We start from the raw sequence: 17,647 nt of genomic DNA, 5'->3' as shown, positions 1-17,647 counted from the left end.
ATGGTTCTTACACGATTCCACTAGCTCAATATCCAAGTAATGAAATCTCCAGCTTATAGAATGCGGCCTCATTCGGTTTAAGAGACTGAATGTCCCTCTTGTGAGAGAACACATCATCCTCATCGTCGAATATGGCTGCGCCATTCCAGGGCTCCAGGCAAAGAAATGGGGCATTACCACCGGCAGGTGTCCAAAAGGCAATGGAAGAAAAGTCGGGATAAGCCATATGAATCCCCTTCTTTGTTACCGGATTAAGCAGGCTGACACCATGTGAGCCGGTATGACGAAAATAAATGGCATCCTGATCGAACAATTCTGCAGATAGAGGAAGAAGGGGGCTGTCTTCTAAAGTGATACCAGCCTTTGATGATTGAAAGCAGAGCTTTTGGAGGTCATATACGATGGATGAGATATGTTCCTTCTGATCTAATTGCAATACATAATCCTCAAGGGTTTCTCCTACCTCTAAGGGGCACATAAATCCCGGATGAGCTCCGATGTGGTAATACATAATCTCTTCGGATTTGTTACATACTTCATAGACTACCTTTATTTTATTCCCATTCAGTTCATAGGAAAGTAATAATTCAAAATGGTAGGGATAATATTTCAAGGTATCTTCATTAGATGCTAATGAAAAGGTTGCATGAGCTTTACCGGAGGATACCACGGTAAATTCCATATCCCTGCAAAAGCCATGCTTTGGCATAGGGTACTCTGTACCATTTATAATCGTTTTATTATCTCTCACATTACCGATACTGGGAAATAACAGGGGTGAGGAACGCATCCAATAAGCAGGGTCTGCATTCCAGATAAATTCTTTACCGGATGGAGCTTGGAAGAATTTTAGCTCGGCTCCTATGGTATTGACTGTGATTTGATAGCCCTCGGACTTTAATGTTATATTCATGAATTCACTCCTTTGCATCATATAGCTACTACCTATTATGTAAGCACCTTATCCCGGAAGAAAAAAGGGTGAAAAAATTTCAACCTTATAATTTACAGGCAGAATGCTAAAATAACATTATAACAAAAAAGTATTATTTGAAATGATAAAGGAGAGCGAATTTGTGCTGGCGCCCAAATTCGTGGGTTATCGACAAAATGGAGGTTAATATGAAAAATAAAAAGAAGGTCGGCAAAATTCCCAAATTGGCTTGGTTAGCGATGTCATTTGCGACAGCAATGGTTTTGTGGTATCTTTTGTCACTCAATCCACAGACGGCAAGAAGCTTTCCGAATGTAGTTGTTACATTAAAGGCAATGGGAACTATGATTTCGCGAGGAGTGTTCTGGACGGATATATCAAGCAGTTTAATTTCGGTAATAGCAGGGTTTGGAATTGGCTTTATATTATCCCTACCGGTGGCAATATTAATGGCATGGTATGCACCGGTCAGAAATATCATCGAACCATGGATCCAGTTTATACGTAATATTCCGCCTCTGGCATACGTTCCTTTGATCGTTATATCAGCAGGTGTCGGACGTAAACCACAGATTATCGTTATTACCATAGCAACCTTTCTAATCATGACAGTTACTATATATCAGGGTGTTATTAATGTGGATCATACTCTGATTAAGGCAGCAAAGGTATTAGGCGCAAGCGATAAGGATATTTTCTTTAAGGTAATTGCACCTGCAACCTTACCATTTATCATTACAGCAATCAGACTGGGAAGCTCTACCGCATTAACAACACTGATCGCAGCAGAATCAACGGGAGCGGTTGCCGGTCTGGGTATGAGAATTCGATCATTGAATAACAGCTTTGAATCAGCGCCTATGTTATTATACATCATTATTATTGGTATTATCGGAATGTTGGTTGAAAAATTAGTGAAATTCTTAGAAGGTAGGTTTACAGGATGGCAGGAGAAGAGAGAAGTGTAAAAGTGAAAATAGATAATGTCCGCAAGGTGTTTAACACCAGAAATGGCGAAATGGTTGCGCTTAACGGCGTCAGCTTGGACATTAAAGAGAATGAATTTATTACTGTTGTTGGACCTTCGGGATGTGGTAAATCCACCTTATTAAATATTATAGCAGGTCTTGATACACCAACCTCCGGTAAAGTGTTCTGCGATGGAAAGGAAGTATCCGGAACCGGAATTGAACGAGGCGTGGTATTCCAACAGTATGCATTATTTCCCTGGTTGACAGTGAAGAAGAACGTAATGTTCGGATTAAAGCTGAAAGGAATTAAGGGAAAAGAAGCAGAAGAGATTGCGATGAAGTATATCAAAATGGTACAGCTTGAGGACTTTGTGAACCATTATCCCAAGGAGCTGTCCGGCGGTATGAAGCAAAGAGTTGCCATAGCAAGAGCATATGCGGTGAACCCATCCATCCTTTTGATGGACGAGCCCTTCGGTGCTTTGGACGCCCAGACCAGAACACAGCTTCAGCAGGAGCTTCTTGAGACCTGGGAAAAAGAGAGAAAGACCTGTTACTTTATTACTCATGATGTAGATGAAGCGATCATTCTGGGACAGAAGGTAGTGATTATGAGTGCAAGACCCGGATGCGTTAAGGAAATTGTGGATATTGATATTCCGCATCCACGTAGCCAGGAAACCAGAATGGAACCAAGATTTTTGGAATTAAAGAACTATATTTGGAGCAAAGTATATCAGGAATACCTGGAAGTAAGAAAGTAAGATGCCCGCAGAGGCTTGCCTAATAATATACAGCAAGGAAGGGAACATTAATTTTAAGCCTAGGGTATAAATTCGAATAAAGTTGTAGTAATACTTGAAGATTTCAATATAACTTTCAAAAAAAATAGAAGGTAAAGAATATGTAATTAAGCAGGTACTCTATGATTTATACATAAATAATTATCTGATTGATATAGCAGTTACGGATGTGGGTGACGGTACTACTCCTGATATTAACGTGGTAGGGCAATATATGTTAGATACGATTCAAGTACCGAAATAAGTGAGGTAGTTTATTGTGAATGATCAGTATAAAAAAGGATTTCATCCAATATACATATTAGCCGGATTTTATGCACTTGCTATATATATTTATCCAGTTATTTTTGCTGTAGTAAATAGCATTATGGAGAGTGAAAAGCTTGCGATCTGGTCTTGTGAATTCCCATTATTTTTAGGGATTATCAATCTTATTGTAGTTATCTTGCTTAAAGATAAGGTTGGTAGAATCAGGTTACTGAATTGCGCAATCCTAATCAAGTATTCATTAATTCCTTTATATATTGTTGGAGGATTGACAATTGTACTTTCGTTATTGCTTATGTTTACACCCGTCGTTATCATGGCGTTTGTTGGACCAACGATTGCAACTACTCTATCAATTTTGGGATGGATTGCAATGGTGGGTGCGGCGCCATTTTCCGTAGGATATATATGGATGTCCTATAAAGAAAAGATTCATGGAAAGTTTCTCTCAGTTATTACGAGCATCTTTCAGTTCTTCTTCACGGTAGATGTGATATCCATGATGGTATTAGCACTAAAAGAAAAACGATGTGTTAAGGTGACGATAGCATGGTTTATCATATTGGCGCTTGCTATTGTGGCTTCGATTATTTGGATTGGAACAGTGATTATAGGGGCGGTTTCGAAATAGATGATCGTCACAGTTTTATTGTAGTATTTATAATCAATATTACAATGGTATATTTTTATATTTAAATAAAAAAATAGCCGCAAATATAATATTTGCGGCTATTTTATTGATTTTATTTTATTATAGTTGTATAATAGAGAAAAGAAATTGTAATCATAAAAGTAACCGCAAATATTATATTTGCGGCATGATTATAGATTAAGGAGATGTCTATGAAGAAACCCTCATCACTAGAAGCTAAATACAATATAATTAAAGAAAATTTAAGTAATCAGGTATATATTATGGTGTCTGATATTTCGTTACTATTCCCGGATCTAAAAGCAAATAGTATATATTGGGTTATATATAATTTGGTAAAGGAAGGTTATTTAAAAAGAATTAGGAATGGGGTTTATTCACTTAATGAGATAAAAGGGAAATCGGCAGTATACCTCTCAGAGACAGCGAAAAAAGTTGGGTATATTTTAGATTCTGAAGGATACGATTATTATTTTTCAGGAATAGATATTGTTTTAAAATTCATGCAGCATATTCCGGAAGAATATCCAGTTATGTTATTTGTGAAAAAGAATACGGAAGAGGAAATTATACGTTTACTTAAAGAAAACGAAATAATAGCCATCAAAGCAAATACGATGAAAAACCTTGATAGCAACTATATTAATTCAATTATGAGGCCTAATGTTATTATCTATATCACCGACAATTTTAGTTATTCTGAAAATAATGTTGCATTAACTGAAAAAGCATTTATAGATTTGTTTTATGCTATAACACGAAATGCATATCCTATGTCGTTACAGGAGCTTGGAAGAACATATAGCAATATGATTCGTCTCGGAGCAATAGATAAGCAGAAGATGATCACTATGTCATATAAGAGAAATTTACAATTTGATATTAGATATATTGTTGAAAATCAATATGTATCTGAAGGTGCAAAAGAAATTGTTAAATACATTTAGGAGGAAAACTGTGGGATCATATAAGGACAGATTAATCAATAAACCAGAAGCTTTTCTTCGAGAAACCTTTGAAGCCAGAATGCATGAATATGGTTTTAAAAACATGGAGAGAATGGAAAAGTTCTTATGGGATTTAGAATTATTTCTGCAAATTCAGGAGAATTTTAAAGAAAGAATAGTACTTAAGGGTGGAGCAGCGACACAGTTCTACTTGCCGATAGAAGCACAAAGAACAAGTATAGATATAGACATGATTTTTAATGGAAGTAAGGAAGAGATTGATTACGTACTTGAGACTATAGTGAGTCAATTCAATGAAAATGGCGGTGTTTTCTCATGGAAGGAATATAAACCGCGTAATCCAAAGACCTCATTTCCACTTTATACATACTATGTTGAAGTTCCATCTGTACTAACTCCAAAAGAGTTAAGAAGTGATGAAAAGCATAATTCTACTCAGGAAGTAAAAGTCGAGTTCATTATGCAAAGAGGACCTATCGAGTACAAGCTTGTTAATGGCAGTAATATATTTGCCGTAAACAGTGAGTCAGAATATCAAATATTGTCACTAAATCATTTGTTTGCGGATAAGCTTACCACACTTGGACCAAACACTATAGGCGTTCAAAATGACAGACTGGACGAGCAAATAAAACAATTTTATGATATTTGGATGTTGTCACATTTACACTTTATAGAGCTTGATATTAATGAAGTAAGGAATAAGTATTTGGAGCGTGCTCAGCAAGAGTGTGAGAGTCGGAATATAAAATTTGATATAGATGAAATAAGAGCTGATGTGAGAATTCAGATGCTTAGATATAAAAGAGCGGACAGCGGAAATGACCTAGTATTAAAGAAGGCAATAAATGATTTTAACAGCCTTTATTTGAATGCAAAGGTTGATTTTAATATTCAGGTTGTGGCTTGCGGAGCTGCGCTTGTTGAGTTAATGTATGAAATAATTCTTGATGAAAATGATTGGAATATAGTCGATACTGCAATAGAGATAGAAAGACTGTTGCAATTTGATGGTTTAGAGGGAAAAGAGCGAGGAGCGAAGATTAAAGCAATAAAACAGACGATACAAGAGAGATTTGGATCTTATTCTTGCATTGATGTAAAAGAGCTAAAAGGAAAAAGGCCAGTCAGGATATTTTGGGCTATAGTTAATAAGGATAATATAGATGAGATAAGAAAAAGCATAGAAGAAGCATGATGAGACGTCTAAACTTATATGAATCACATAATCAAAATATGACGTATCCGATTTGGTTCTCAATTGACATCTAATTAAAAGCGTAAGTTATTTACTCATCTGAGATATCGACCCTGAAAGCCTACATATGTAAAATGTAATAAATACAGATAATAGGTAAATTTAGTAATTCTAATTCGACATAGAGCTGTAGTTTGCTTATAATAAAAAAACATCATGGTGCATGTTGAATGTATTCCAGTGATATAAAGTATCCATCTAATTATTGGAGGTATTCTATATGAGTAATACTATTTTCTCTGTTGCACAAATTAAGACCGTCAGGATGGATTATAAGCAAAATATTGAAAAACATATGGATTATATTAAGCTGGCGGCTCAAAATGACGCAAAGATTATTATTTTTCCTGAATTATCGATCACTGGATACGAACGAGAGTTAGCAAGAGAACAATGTTTTATTAACAACGATTCCAGATTAGCTTGTTTTCAAAATGCTTCAATAGAACATGATATTATGATTGTAGCTGGTGCACCTTTGTTGTTGGAAAATCGACTATATATTTCTTCGTTTATTTTTACACCGGCCAATCATCAGATGATATATATTAAGAAGTATCTACATCAAGGAGAAGAGCAGTATTATTTCCTAAGTACACAATATGACCCGGACATAACACTTAATAATGAGCATCTGTCATTTGCGATATGTTATGATATTGAAAATGATGAACATATACAGCATGTTAAAAACAAGAAATCTAATTATTATGCTGCAAGTATCTTTTACTCTACTAATGGAATTCAAGAAGGGCTCAAACGCTTACAATATATTGCGAAGGAATATTCAATGAACGTTCTAATGTCTAATTATGTTGGAGCATACTATGATACGGAGGCTGGTGGCTGTAGCTCCATTTGGTCACATAAAGGAGACTTAGTTTTATCAGCCGATAGCTCTTCAGAATGTTTACTTGTAGCACAGAACTGTAATGAGAATTGGAAGGGAAAGATCATAATAAATTAAGGCTTAACTTCCTGTATGAACTAACCAGATAGAGTGCTATGGGAGGGGGACGATTAGGTTTGCCTGCATTAACAATAAATTGCTACAGTGGATTCCCAAAGAGATATTATAGCAAAGGTCCCAGAATTCGGGCTAAAATCCTGGGACCTTCGTCATCTATGAAAAAATATCGGGGGTAAACATAATTAATCCATACTCTTTAATATTTTGTCTATTTCCATCATCTGATCTTGAGAAAGTGGACCAAATTCCATGGCTTTGGCATTTTCTTTAATTTGCTCTACGGTTTTAAAACCTGGAATCGGAATGGTAACACCACTTTTAGCCCATATCCAAGCGAGGGATCCCTGAACTAAAGTCCTTCCTCCCGTAGTTAAAATGTCACGGATGGCAGTCAGTTTATCATAAGCAGCGGGATTTGGTTTACCATCCTTGAATATCCCCACCCAGGAATGACCAGCTCCGCGGACATCGTCCTTAGGTATCGTAGTGTCTCTCTTAAATTTACCGCTTAAAAATCCCATTGCTAAAGGACTTCGATTAATACTGGCAAGTCCCTTTTCCTCACATAACTTCGTAATTTCCTGGTTACCCTCAAGGATATTTAACTGTTGCTGAATGGCACTACAGTTTTGTTGCTCTGCAAATAATTTGGCACCGCTTGTTAAATCTGTACTCCAGCCATAAGTTCTGATCTTTCCTTTGGAGACGAGTTTTTCAAGGGTTGGGATTACAGATTCAATCTCCGAGAGACTAATTTCCCACACGTGAAGCTGATAGAGGTCAATATAATCTGTCTGGAGACGTTTCAAAGAAGCATCGCAGGCTCTTTCAATATAATCCGGAGATACGTTGTAACCATGAAGGGTTTTTGTCGCTTCACTACCAATGTAACCGAACTTGGTGGCGAGAACGATCTCAGATCTACGACCCTTTATAGCCTCTCCGATTAACTGTTCACTATGTCCAATGCCATAAGAATCTGAGGTGTCGATAAAGTTGATACCTAAATCCAGCGCGGTTTGGATTGCTGCGATTGACATGCGATCGTCGGTCTCACCATAGCCATCAATTTTATTGTCCATGTAAAATTGACCTCCGATAGCCCAGCTGCCCAGGCCCATAGGGCTTACCTTAATACCTGATCTTCCTAAAACTCTTTGTTCCATATAAATGTCCTCCTTTTAAATTATTAATCTTTCAAAATGACTCTTTATTTTCAAAAGTTTTCGATTCTGACACTACATCTACCTACTAGTTGGTAGAATAATGATGATAAAATAAAAGGTACTTACATACCTTTTATTCCATTCCATAGAACTTCAAAACAGCTATCCATTTCTAAGAGAGCCTGTTCCTTATCCATTAAGTCTGACGATAAATCGATACAGGTCAGAATATAGTAAAATGCGTTCGCCATATGATAGGGATTCATTGGCTGAAGTTCCTTTTTCTTTATACCTTCCTCCATAATAATAGCCAGATCAGCAATAAATTCTTTCTTGCTTTCTGAAGTAATCGAAATAATTTCTTCTCTCAGATTGGAGGGTGGCAAATAATATATCCGATTCCAGAAATCCATTTCAGCATTATCCAAATTGTATTCCAGATATTCTTGATATATCGCCTTTAAACGCTCTTTACATGGCATATCTTTGAATCCAGTAACGATTGTCTTCATCTTATCCTGGTATTTCTTTATAATATCTTGAAAAAGCTCCCGAAAAATATCTTCCTTACTTTTAAAATGAAAGTAAAGAGAAGCTTTATTAATACCGACTTCGGCAGCTATCTTATCCATACGTGCACCTTCAAAACCGTGTAACGCAAAGGTCTTCAGTGCTACCTGAAAGATCCGTTCCTTTGTTACAGATCCCTGCCCCATAATAAAGACCTCCATTATCAGAATAATCAACCAACTGGTTGGTAAGTTAAAAATAACATATTTTTTTAATATTGTCAAATATTTATTGTAATTTTTCCTGGATATTACCTTTACTTTCATAAATAAAAGGAAAGTACCTACAGAATTATTAATTTTCCGAATGAATGGGAAAGTGGTTTTTCAATTTACCAAACCAATGTTTCGGATATTGTGGAGAATAATACTTCTGTTGTATGTAACTACTTTAAATCAAACGGACGATATAAGGCTTTGTGATAACATGAGCCAACGGGGCCATGATATATTCTTTCTGATTTATTTATATGAATCATTATGAATCATATTATGAGAAAGGACATGTAATACTTGAAAATCAGTATCACATGTCCTTTCTCAATTAAGCGGATAACGGGATTCGAGTGGTTCTTATCGTTTTTATACACATTGGTACTTTTAAGTTCTTATTTAATATGTAATAATTATATAAAAGATGATGAAAGTTTTGTTGGTCATCAATAGCAGGTACTTTATTAAGGGATAGCAAAGGAGGTAGATTATGGTATATCAACGAATTGGACAATCTGATCTAAATGCATCAGTAGTAGCTCTTGGAACCTGGGCAATAGGCGGAGGTACTTGGTGGGGCGAGAATAATGATATGGAATCGATTCGAACGATTCATGCAGCTATAGATCAAGGTATTAATTTGATTGATACAGCTCCTGTGTATGGCTTTGGACATAGCGAAGAAGTAGTGGGGAAGGCGATTTCTGACCGACGAAGCAAGGTTCTTATTTCAACGAAATGCGGTTTACGATGGACGGATGAAGAAGGAAGCTTCTTTTTCAGTGCGGATGGTAAGAATGTATACAGAAATCTTACGAGAAGAGCCATTCGAGATGACCTGGAGAACAGTTTGAGACGTTTAGGTACGGACTATATTGATATATATATTACTCATTGGCAAAGTAAAGAACCTTTTTTAACACCTGTCAGTGAAACAATGGAAGCTTTAACAGAATTAAAGAAAGAAGGAAAAATCCGGGCCATCGGTGCATCTAATGTGAATATAAGCCACATTGAAGATTATACGAAATATGGTCAACTGGACTTAATCCAAGAAAAATATAGTATCATTGATCGGAGAGTTGAAAAAGATCTTCTTCCCATAGCAAAAAAACATAGTATAACTTTTCAAGCTTATTCTCCTTTGGAACAGGGACTTCTAACAGGAAAAATAAGAAGAGATTACGTAGCTGTAGAAGGTACTACCCGTTATGATCAGAAGGCTTTTAAGCCTGAAAATCTTCCGAGGGTGGTTGACATGGTAGACAGCTGGAAGGATCTTTGCTTAAAGTATAATTGCACACCAACTCATTTGGCAATTGCCTGGTTACTAGCTCAAGGCAATCATATGAATGTCTTGTGTGGTGCTAGAAAGATAGAACAATTAGAAGATAATGTAAAGGGATCAGATATTACGCTAGATTCGGCAGATATTGCTCGTATAAGGGAAAATGCGGAAAGTTTAAAGATGCTATAAGAAGCATAATGATACAATGGTGAACTCCTGCTATTGTAAAATAATTGCCCACAAATGCCATTTAGGATGGAGGAAAGATGCTTGCGAAAAATAAGAGTGGATGGACTTTATAAGAGTATATAAAAATAAACGATGATAATCGTCAAAAGGAGAAATCATAATGAGCAGGATTAATGTAAAAACAAAACAGAAACGCTTTGACACGGCACCGGATTTATACGGCATATTTTTTGAGGACATCAGTCATGCAGGAGACGGAGGACTATATCCAGAGCTTCTCAGAAACAGAACGTTCGAGGATTCTCTTCTTCCGGAAGGCTGTACAACTTCTGATGCTGGAAAGACTTTTGTTTCTCCAACCGGATGGATTGACGAGTTCAACAACGGAGAGGGTATGACCGATTGGGTCATGAAAGGAAAAATTAAGGCTACACCCATCCCTGCCTGGTACTGCAATGATGCGGAGATGGAAATTGATGATACTGATACACTGAATGTTAACCGGAGGGTGTCACTGAAGGTAAGCTTTCACAAGAATGGAAGCATAAGAAATATTGGATATGCCGGAGTTCCGCAGGAAGAGGGGAGAAGTTATCATTTTTATATGTTTGCCAAAGCTGCGGAAAGGGTCAGGCTTGAATTATCTGTTGTTCGCACAGAGCCAATGGAAGGCGTGAATACGATAGATAAGGAACAGTTGCTTTCTAAAGCATCAATTGAGATTAATAACTCGGAGTGGACCAGATACGATGCTGTTCTTACTTCTGTGGCAACGACAGGAACTGCTGAGTTTGTGATTACCGCGCCTGATGGCGGTGATGTTGTTTTTGGGTTCATGTCGCTTATGCCATCGGATACTTATATGAATCATGGCCTCAGAAAGGATCTGGTTATGAAACTTCAGGAGATGAAGCCAGCGTTCCTAAGATTTCCGGGAGGGTGCATCGTAGAAGGTTTCACTAAGGAGACTGCCATGTTATTTAAGAAAACGGTCGGACCGGTGTGGGAACGCCCAAGTCACTGGCTTCTGTGGCATTACCGCACGACCAACGGACTGGGGTTTCATGAGTACCTGCAACTTTGCGAAGATCTAAACCTTCAGGCTCTTTATGTGTGCAACTGTGGCATGACCTGTCAGGGTCGTGGGCCAATTTACTTTAATGATAATGAGATGGAGGATATCATACAGGATACGCTAGATGCCTTGGAGTATGCGATGGGATCTGTTGATTCCAAATGGGGAGGTCTGCGTGCATCTATGGGACATCCGGCTCCTTTTTCTATCAAATATCTGGAGATTGGTAATGAGAACAGCGGTCCGGAATATGAGAGCCGTTTTGAGCAGATTCGCAAGGCCATCCTTAATGAATATCCAGATATGCTCATCATCTCCAATGACCATAGTGAGAGAACAAAGTGCGATATCGTGGATGATCATTTTTACAACATGCCAGAGTTCTACGCTGAAAATGTCGGCCTATATGATAATTATGATCGTACAAAGCCAGATGTATATATCGGGGAGTTTGCTGTTAATCAGACATATGAGGGACAGCTTCGTGCAGCGGTATCAGAGGCCATGTTCATGGTTGGATTCGAGCGTAATCAGGATAAAGTGAAGATGTGCTCGTATGCCCCGCTCTTTGAACATGTACATTTTTATTCGTGGTACCCGAATCTTCTGATCTTTGACAATTATAGAAGCTATGGAATTCCAAGCTACTATGTGTTTAAGCTATTCGGTAATAACCGGGGTAAGAAGGTTATTGCTTCTGATGAGGAAACGGGTAAGATCTATCGTGATCTTCACGGTCTACCGATGATTACCGGTGATTTCGGAGTGAAATATCGGAATGCAAGGCTTAATGGAATCGAAGCAGAACCATATAAGAATATCTTTGGTAAAGTGATCGATGCAGATAACTGTAAAATGGTGGTTATGGACGATGACAATGAAATGTCACGCAAAAAGCCTCCATTTAAGGTGTTCTCGGCGGTGGCACTCGGAACCGATGCTGATGTTGACAAAAGAGTATATGAATTCGAAGCTGAACTCTATATGGAGAAAGAGCAGGATACCGGTGTGGGAATGCTATGTGCACCGAAGCCATTCAGCTTCTATGATCGTATGAACCCGAATCCGAGGGATCCGTGGATGCTGTTCAATCTTGAGCCGTTAAGGTGGATGTTCAGAGATGGTCAGGCTACTCTTATGAGAGGCGCCTTCAGACTCGAGCCTGTTGCTGAGTCGGTCAATGTGAACGTGCAGTATGGAGAATTTAATAAGGTTCACTATGTATTAAGGGATACCGAGGTTGATTTATATCTGAACGACGAACTGATTCAGACTGTTGAACTCCCGAATTATCCTTCCATGTGTTCTGTATGCACGGATACCGATGAAGAGGTTATCGTAAAAGTGGTCAACTTTTCAGAAAATGTGGATGATGTCCGGATTACCCTGGATTGTGATGTGGAGCCAGAATATAGAGTGGAATATCTTACAGGAAAGGCTGATGCAGAGAACACTCTTGAGGATCCGGAGCATGTACGTGACAGAGTGGAGATTTTATATGGCGCAGGTAGAGAATTTGTATTCAATGCGGCACCACTATCCGTGAATGTACTTATTTTAAAGAAAAATCCTCGCTAATATTGATTGGGAATCACAAAGCGAAACCGAAGAATGGACTATCAATTCATATGTATTGAAATTAATGACCTGAGCATGTCGTAAAACGGCTCATTTTTATATGGAGGTTAAATTATGGTATGAACACCGACCTAGGCTTAGGAAGAATAGAAGATACTCACCAGAGCGTTTCACAAATATTAAATAAGAATACCAGTGGCTTGATGAATTAATCAGGTCATTGGCTATTTAAATTTGATTGGAAAACCACTGTAGGTTGAAGTTGTACTTTAGCACAGTTTTATATATCTCTTCTCGGAATAAAAAACAGCATGATAGGATATTGACAAAAAGCAATCATCAGCCTATTATAATGATAGGATATCAACAAAAACCTATCATAATAATATGGAGGTGCTAAATTGGAAATAACAATCGCAGATATTGAAAAATACCTGGAAGAGGTAAAAACATCAATTAATGCCGATAAATATAGAGTAGAAATGAATGATAGAAGGCAAGCCAATCAGGATTTATTCATGGATTATTTAATAGACGAGGATAAGAGAAAACAAATCTTGCTTAGTCTTGCAGCTTTGGATTTTTCTGAGATACTACCAAATGAACATGTTGGATATGAACATGAAATGCTATATGTATTTGGCAAAGACGAAAATTTATTACATAGATTTGGTACTGGGGAAGAATTAATCTCTCTCTACATCAAAATTAATAAATTGGAATCAAACTATGTAATTGTTATTTCATTTCATAAACAAATGTATCCATTGAAATATAAGTTTAAGTAAAATGAAGGGAATTAAAGGAGGATAACTAAATGGTAAAGGAGAGAAAGGTTGATTTCTGTACACAATGCAGAAAAGAAACGGCGTATCAGCTGCGTAAGAAAATTGTCCAAAAAGTGATTAAAGAAAAAAACTATGACTTTGAGATAATAATTGCTGTGTGTGATGAGTGTGGAGAGGAGATGGACATTCCTGGGTTATTAGACTTTAACATTAAAAGTATTGATGAGCAGTACCGAAAAGAAGAAGGTCTTATTAGTGTTGATGATATTAAAAAAATAATGAATATATATAACATTGGAAAAGCTCCATTATCCATTGCACTTGGATTTGGCGAAATTACTATCACACGATATCTTTTAGGTCAGATGCCATCTAAAGAATACTCAGATATTATAAAAAAAGCATTGTCATCACCGAATTATATGATTGAATTGTTAAATGAAAATGCCGAGAAGATGGGAGAAACGGCATATAAGAAAGCAATTAAGGCAGCAGAAAAAGTAGCAGGACTTTTTTGCATTTCTAACAAAATGCTTTTAACCATATCTTATATTTTTGACCAAATGCAGGAAATAACCCCATTAGCATTACAGAAAATCTTATATTTTATTCAGGGGATATACATGGTTATGTATGGTGAACCTTTGTTTAAGGAAGATTGTATGGCATGGGTTCATGGACCGGTATATGAGGAAGTTTACGATTTGTTTAAAGATTTCAAATATAACCCGATAGAGGATAATCGATTTGCAATATTTAAAGAACGCTTTGTGGAATTAAGTGATCAGGAGAAGAAAGTAATTAATCTGGTTATTAATACATTTGGTAAATATAGTGGAAAAGTATTAGAAACAATTACTCATAATGAAAGTCCATGGAAAGAAGCTAGAAATAATTATGATCCATTACAGCTATCACGGGTAATAATTGATAAGAATGAAATTATGAAGTATTTCAACTTGATTGCAAATAAGTATGGCATTGACACAGAGGAAAAATTAAACAGATATATTCGAAGTTATTTGTGATGTATGTAAAAGAATAAAGCTCTTCACATAGTAAAAGCCAGAGCCTATGCTCTAGCTATTCCCTTGTCAAAGTATTCTTTGACTTTATTTTCGCAAAATAATAATATCAAAGGGTACACTAATTTGCATGGAGATTATTGCAAAGGAGGTATGTATTATGGCAGTTCATCATGGTGGAAAAGTAGGTAAAGCAGGTAAGACACTTGCTAGCAGTTCATCTAGTACTAGTTCAAAGAGTAAAGCTGGAAAGACATTAGCAAATCACAAAGCAGCACGACACTAGCAAAATGTATTGAATTTAATGACCTGAGTATGTCGTAAAACGGCTCGTTTTTATATGGAGGTTAGATTATGGTAGTGAAAACTTACCTTATATAATCACATAACGAAAAAGCAGATAGTCAGCCAAAAAACGATGAAGCACCTTCTTTTCGATTAAACGGATAACGGGAAGCAGGAACTGCCATCGGCAGTTCCTTATCGAACAACGTCTTTCCGAAAACCCGGAAAGCCGTCGCAAGAATAAAAGGTGCTCACCAGAGGGTTCGCACTTTTATTCTTGGGTTCACTTCTTTTGGTCATCACATTTACAATAAAATAAGACCCATGCCACAGAAAAAACCTGTGTCATAGGTCTTATTTTATTGTAAGCGGATAACGGGAATCGAACATATGCTTGCCATATGGCATGGACATGGTCGCCAGATGGCTGCGCTATTTAGGAAAAGATTGATTTTAAAGATAATAGGCGTCGTTTAGTAGCCAAGGTCTCAAACTCAATATTTACCTTAGTTTTATGATATTAGAGGTTGTATATTAATTAGTCCTGAATACTTCGTGTTTTTACCGCGTGGATTTTTCCGAGAGCTACCATACTTGCCTGTCCATGAATTGACGAGTATAAAACTATAGAAAGAAAGCATCCCCTTAATGACAACTGCGCTACCAACTCAGTTCTCGGGAATGCTCCTAACCAACTATGATTATTATACATAACTATTATCTTGATGGCAAGACCTCAAAAGATTTTTTTGTGTAAGGAGCAGAGAGACTATCCCATGTCCCTATTGTGAGGAACGATTAAAAGTAATCGGGAGCCGCAAACGAGGAATAATCGAATACAACGGTGAAAAGAAAATTTTAATAATTAGAAGGTTACGCTGCCTAGGTTGTGGACGGGTTCATCACGAACTACCAGATCTCATTGTTCCCTATAAAAGGTACAGTTCAGAGACAGTTGAACTTATCATCTCATCTTCTAATACTGAAACTGATGATTATCCCTGTGAACTAAGCACTGCTATCCGTTTGAAGATTTGGTTTTTTTCTGCTCCGTGAATACTATAAGAATACACTGATATCACTTACATTTCTTTATGATTATGATATAGAATTATGCAATGAAATTAATAATCTAACTCTTTGTATCGATCCCAGCACTGGTGTTACCGGCTGGCTGAAAAAGCTTGTCCGATATCTTGTTAATTCCGGTCGGTGGTTACATACCCGTTCTGCGTAGATTACTTTCCTTGGCTCTGATAGGATTCCATTATCAGACAAACAAGGGAGGAGAAATCCTCCTACAAACAAAGGAGGATTACATGGATAACAAGAGAAGCGAAGAAATCGCAGCTAACAGACTGAAGGTCATTGCACCTCTAATGGACACCAAACTGGATAAAGATAAACTTCAACTATTAAAAGAAGAAATCTGTATCCAGACCGGATTATCAGAGCGTACGATACGGAGATACCTGAATGATTATAAGAAAAAAGGCTTTGAAGGACTGAAGCCACAGAGTCCGGGACGAGGAGGTAACTCCATTATACCTGAGGATGTCATACAGGAATCCATTGCTCTCAGAAGAGAGGTTCCCAAAAGGAGTATCACAGAATTGATCCGCATACTGGAATGGGAAGGTAAGGTTGAACCTGGGTTTTTAAGAAGAAGTACTCTACAGGATCAGCTGAATTACCGTGGGTATTCCAGTCGCCAGATGCGTACCTATGCAAGCAGTGTAACAGGAGCCAGGCGATTTCAGAAACCGTGGCGTAATTATCTGTGGCAAAGCGATATTAAATATGGTATTTATGTGAACGGACAGCCCACCTACATGGTCTGCTTCTTAGATGACTGTACTCGTCATGTTTTACATTCCGAGTTCTATCCTACTCTAGATCAAAAGATTGTACAGGACTGTTTCCGAAAAGCACTGCTTAAATATGGTGCTCCTGACTCAGTCTACTTTGATAATGGGAAACAATTTCGAACACACTGGATGCAAAGAGCCTGCGGAAAGCTGGGAATTAGGCTTTTATACGCGCGACCATACTCTCCAGAATCTAATGGGAAACAGGAAAGATACAACCAGACCGTAGATTCTTTCCTGAGAGAAGTACAGCTATCTAAGCCCAAAAGCCTGGATGAGCTCAACCGGTTATATCAGGTATGGATGGAGGAATGCTACTTTCATAAGGGACATAGTGCATTAGAAGGTAAATCTCCTTATGAGGCATACCAATCAGACCGACATGAACTACGAATGCTATCGGCTGAGATGATAGCAGATGCTTTTCTTGCCTGTGAAACCAGAAAAGTGAATAAGAGCGGATGTATCAGCTTCATGGGGCAGAAATACGAAGTGGAGCTTGGTCTGCATATGATTCATAAAAAGGTAGAGGTGGTTTATGATGCTGCTGATATCTCGAAGGTTACGATAGAATGCAAAGGGCTGCCTACCTGTACAGCCACTCCATTAAAAATCGGAAGCCACTCAGGAGAAAGACCGAAACTCCCAGAACATCTGGAAGCCATTCCGGCAAAGGAATCAAGGCTATTAAGGGCGACAGAACAAAAAATAAGGAGCGTCAGACGATACGCAAAACAGCGATCTCATTCACCGGATTGAAACCAGACTTAGTATCCGGAG

General features: G+C 37.6%; 16 protein-coding genes. 13 read left to right on the top strand and 3 right to left on the bottom strand.

Features of this window, described 5'->3' with window-relative positions; all coding sequences use genetic code 11:
* Positions 1-25 precede the first annotated feature (25 nt).
* Positions 26-913, bottom strand: coding sequence for an aldose 1-epimerase family protein (locus H0486_RS17520; RefSeq protein ID WP_228354221.1), 888 nt, complete (start codon positions 911-913; stop codon positions 26-28).
* 209 nt (positions 914-1,122) lie between these two features.
* Here H0486_RS17520 and H0486_RS17515 point away from each other — a divergent pair, with 209 nt between their 5' ends.
* The 6 genes from H0486_RS17515 to H0486_RS17490 all read left to right on the top strand — a co-directional run bounded on the left by H0486_RS17515 (position 1,123) and on the right by H0486_RS17490 (position 6,820).
* Positions 1,123-1,902, top strand: coding sequence for an ABC transporter permease (locus H0486_RS17515; protein WP_228354220.1), 780 nt, complete (start codon positions 1,123-1,125; stop codon positions 1,900-1,902).
* Positions 1,878-2,669, top strand: coding sequence for an ABC transporter ATP-binding protein (locus H0486_RS17510; RefSeq protein ID WP_228354219.1), 792 nt, complete (start codon positions 1,878-1,880; stop codon positions 2,667-2,669). Before H0486_RS17515 ends, H0486_RS17510 begins: the two co-directional genes overlap by 25 nt.
* A 298-nt stretch (positions 2,670-2,967) precedes the next feature.
* Positions 2,968-3,606 (top strand): hypothetical protein, encoded by a 639-nt coding sequence (locus H0486_RS17505; protein WP_228354218.1) that lies wholly within the window; start codon positions 2,968-2,970, stop codon positions 3,604-3,606.
* Positions 3,607-3,818: 212 nt separating this feature from the next.
* On the top strand, positions 3,819-4,574 hold the full coding sequence (locus tag H0486_RS17500) for a winged helix-turn-helix domain-containing protein (RefSeq protein ID WP_228354217.1): 756 nt from the start codon (positions 3,819-3,821) through the stop codon (positions 4,572-4,574).
* On the top strand, positions 4,558-5,793 hold the full coding sequence (locus H0486_RS17495) for a nucleotidyl transferase AbiEii/AbiGii toxin family protein (protein WP_228354216.1): 1,236 nt from the start codon (positions 4,558-4,560) through the stop codon (positions 5,791-5,793). The genes H0486_RS17500 and H0486_RS17495 overlap by 17 nt, the downstream gene beginning before the upstream one ends.
* A gap of 280 nt (positions 5,794-6,073) precedes the next feature.
* Complete coding sequence (locus tag H0486_RS17490) at positions 6,074-6,820, top strand: carbon-nitrogen hydrolase family protein (RefSeq protein WP_228354215.1); 747 nt, start codon at positions 6,074-6,076, stop codon at positions 6,818-6,820.
* 185 nt (positions 6,821-7,005) lie between these two features.
* Here H0486_RS17490 and H0486_RS17485 read toward each other — a convergent pair whose 3' ends face one another.
* Together H0486_RS17485 and H0486_RS17480 are read right to left on the bottom strand one after the other, a co-directional pair.
* On the bottom strand, positions 7,006-7,989 hold the full coding sequence (locus H0486_RS17485) for an aldo/keto reductase (protein WP_228354214.1): 984 nt from the start codon (positions 7,987-7,989) through the stop codon (positions 7,006-7,008).
* A gap of 122 nt (positions 7,990-8,111) precedes the next feature.
* Positions 8,112-8,705, bottom strand: a complete 594-nt coding sequence (locus tag H0486_RS17480) for a TetR/AcrR family transcriptional regulator (RefSeq protein WP_228354213.1) — start codon at positions 8,703-8,705, stop codon at positions 8,112-8,114.
* A 556-nt stretch (positions 8,706-9,261) separates the two neighbouring features.
* Between H0486_RS17480 and H0486_RS17475 the strand changes: the two genes are divergently transcribed.
* The 7 genes from H0486_RS17475 (at position 9,262) to H0486_RS17455 (ending at position 17,626) form a co-directional block, all read left to right on the top strand.
* Positions 9,262-10,248 (top strand): aldo/keto reductase, encoded by a 987-nt coding sequence (locus H0486_RS17475; protein WP_228354212.1) that lies wholly within the window; start codon positions 9,262-9,264, stop codon positions 10,246-10,248.
* Positions 10,249-10,408: 160 nt separating this feature from the next.
* Positions 10,409-12,901, top strand: a complete 2,493-nt coding sequence (locus H0486_RS17470; protein ID WP_228354211.1) for an alpha-L-arabinofuranosidase C-terminal domain-containing protein — start codon at positions 10,409-10,411, stop codon at positions 12,899-12,901.
* Between the two features lie 401 nt (positions 12,902-13,302).
* Positions 13,303-13,689, top strand: a complete 387-nt coding sequence (locus tag H0486_RS17465; protein WP_228354210.1) for a hypothetical protein — start codon at positions 13,303-13,305, stop codon at positions 13,687-13,689.
* Positions 13,690-13,718: 29 nt separating this feature from the next.
* Positions 13,719-14,717 carry a type II toxin-antitoxin system antitoxin SocA domain-containing protein gene (locus H0486_RS17460; RefSeq protein WP_228354209.1) on the top strand — a complete coding sequence of 333 codons (999 nt, stop codon included), beginning with the start codon at positions 13,719-13,721 and terminating at the stop codon, positions 14,715-14,717.
* A 157-nt stretch (positions 14,718-14,874) separates the two neighbouring features.
* Positions 14,875-15,000 (top strand): hypothetical protein, encoded by a 126-nt coding sequence (locus H0486_RS18395; protein WP_267024189.1) that lies wholly within the window; start codon positions 14,875-14,877, stop codon positions 14,998-15,000.
* Between the two features lie 770 nt (positions 15,001-15,770).
* Positions 15,771-16,055: a DUF6431 domain-containing protein gene (locus tag H0486_RS18850; protein ID WP_408647636.1), complete on the top strand. Its 285-nt coding sequence runs from the start codon at positions 15,771-15,773 to the stop codon at positions 16,053-16,055.
* 263 nt (positions 16,056-16,318) lie between these two features.
* A complete protein-coding gene (locus H0486_RS17455) occupies positions 16,319-17,626 on the top strand; it encodes a DDE-type integrase/transposase/recombinase (RefSeq protein WP_228354208.1) in 1,308 nt (435 codons plus the stop codon).
* Positions 17,627-17,647: the final 21 nt, after the last annotated feature.

The sequence above is a fragment of the Variimorphobacter saccharofermentans genome, assembly GCF_014174405.1.
In the GTDB taxonomy this organism is placed as follows: Bacteria; Bacillota; Clostridia; order Lachnospirales; family Lachnospiraceae; genus Mobilitalea; species Mobilitalea saccharofermentans.
This window is presented reverse-complemented; position numbering and strand designations above follow the sequence as displayed.

Excerpts from the sequence above, each read along its gene's own strand:
- H0486_RS18395 (WP_267024189.1), top strand. The coding sequence starts at position 14,875 with ATGGCAGTTCATCATGGTGGAAAAGTAGGTAAAGCAGGTAAGACACTT.
- H0486_RS17470 (WP_228354211.1), top strand. The coding sequence starts at position 10,409 with ATGAGCAGGATTAATGTAAAAACAAAACAGAAACGCTTTGACACGGCA.
- H0486_RS17485 (WP_228354214.1), bottom strand. The coding sequence starts at position 7,989 with ATGGAACAAAGAGTTTTAGGAAGATCAGGTATTAAGGTAAGCCCTATG.
- H0486_RS17515 (WP_228354220.1), top strand. The coding sequence starts at position 1,123 with ATGAAAAATAAAAAGAAGGTCGGCAAAATTCCCAAATTGGCTTGGTTA.
- H0486_RS17520 (WP_228354221.1), bottom strand. The coding sequence starts at position 913 with ATGAATATAACATTAAAGTCCGAGGGCTATCAAATCACAGTCAATACC.
- H0486_RS17480 (WP_228354213.1), bottom strand. The coding sequence starts at position 8,705 with ATGGGGCAGGGATCTGTAACAAAGGAACGGATCTTTCAGGTAGCACTG.
- H0486_RS17500 (WP_228354217.1), top strand. The coding sequence starts at position 3,819 with ATGAAGAAACCCTCATCACTAGAAGCTAAATACAATATAATTAAAGAA.
- H0486_RS17510 (WP_228354219.1), top strand. The coding sequence starts at position 1,878 with ATGGCAGGAGAAGAGAGAAGTGTAAAAGTGAAAATAGATAATGTCCGC.
- H0486_RS17455 (WP_228354208.1), top strand. The coding sequence starts at position 16,319 with ATGGATAACAAGAGAAGCGAAGAAATCGCAGCTAACAGACTGAAGGTC.
- H0486_RS17490 (WP_228354215.1), top strand. The coding sequence starts at position 6,074 with ATGAGTAATACTATTTTCTCTGTTGCACAAATTAAGACCGTCAGGATG.
- H0486_RS17460 (WP_228354209.1), top strand. The coding sequence starts at position 13,719 with ATGGTAAAGGAGAGAAAGGTTGATTTCTGTACACAATGCAGAAAAGAA.
- H0486_RS17475 (WP_228354212.1), top strand. The coding sequence starts at position 9,262 with ATGGTATATCAACGAATTGGACAATCTGATCTAAATGCATCAGTAGTA.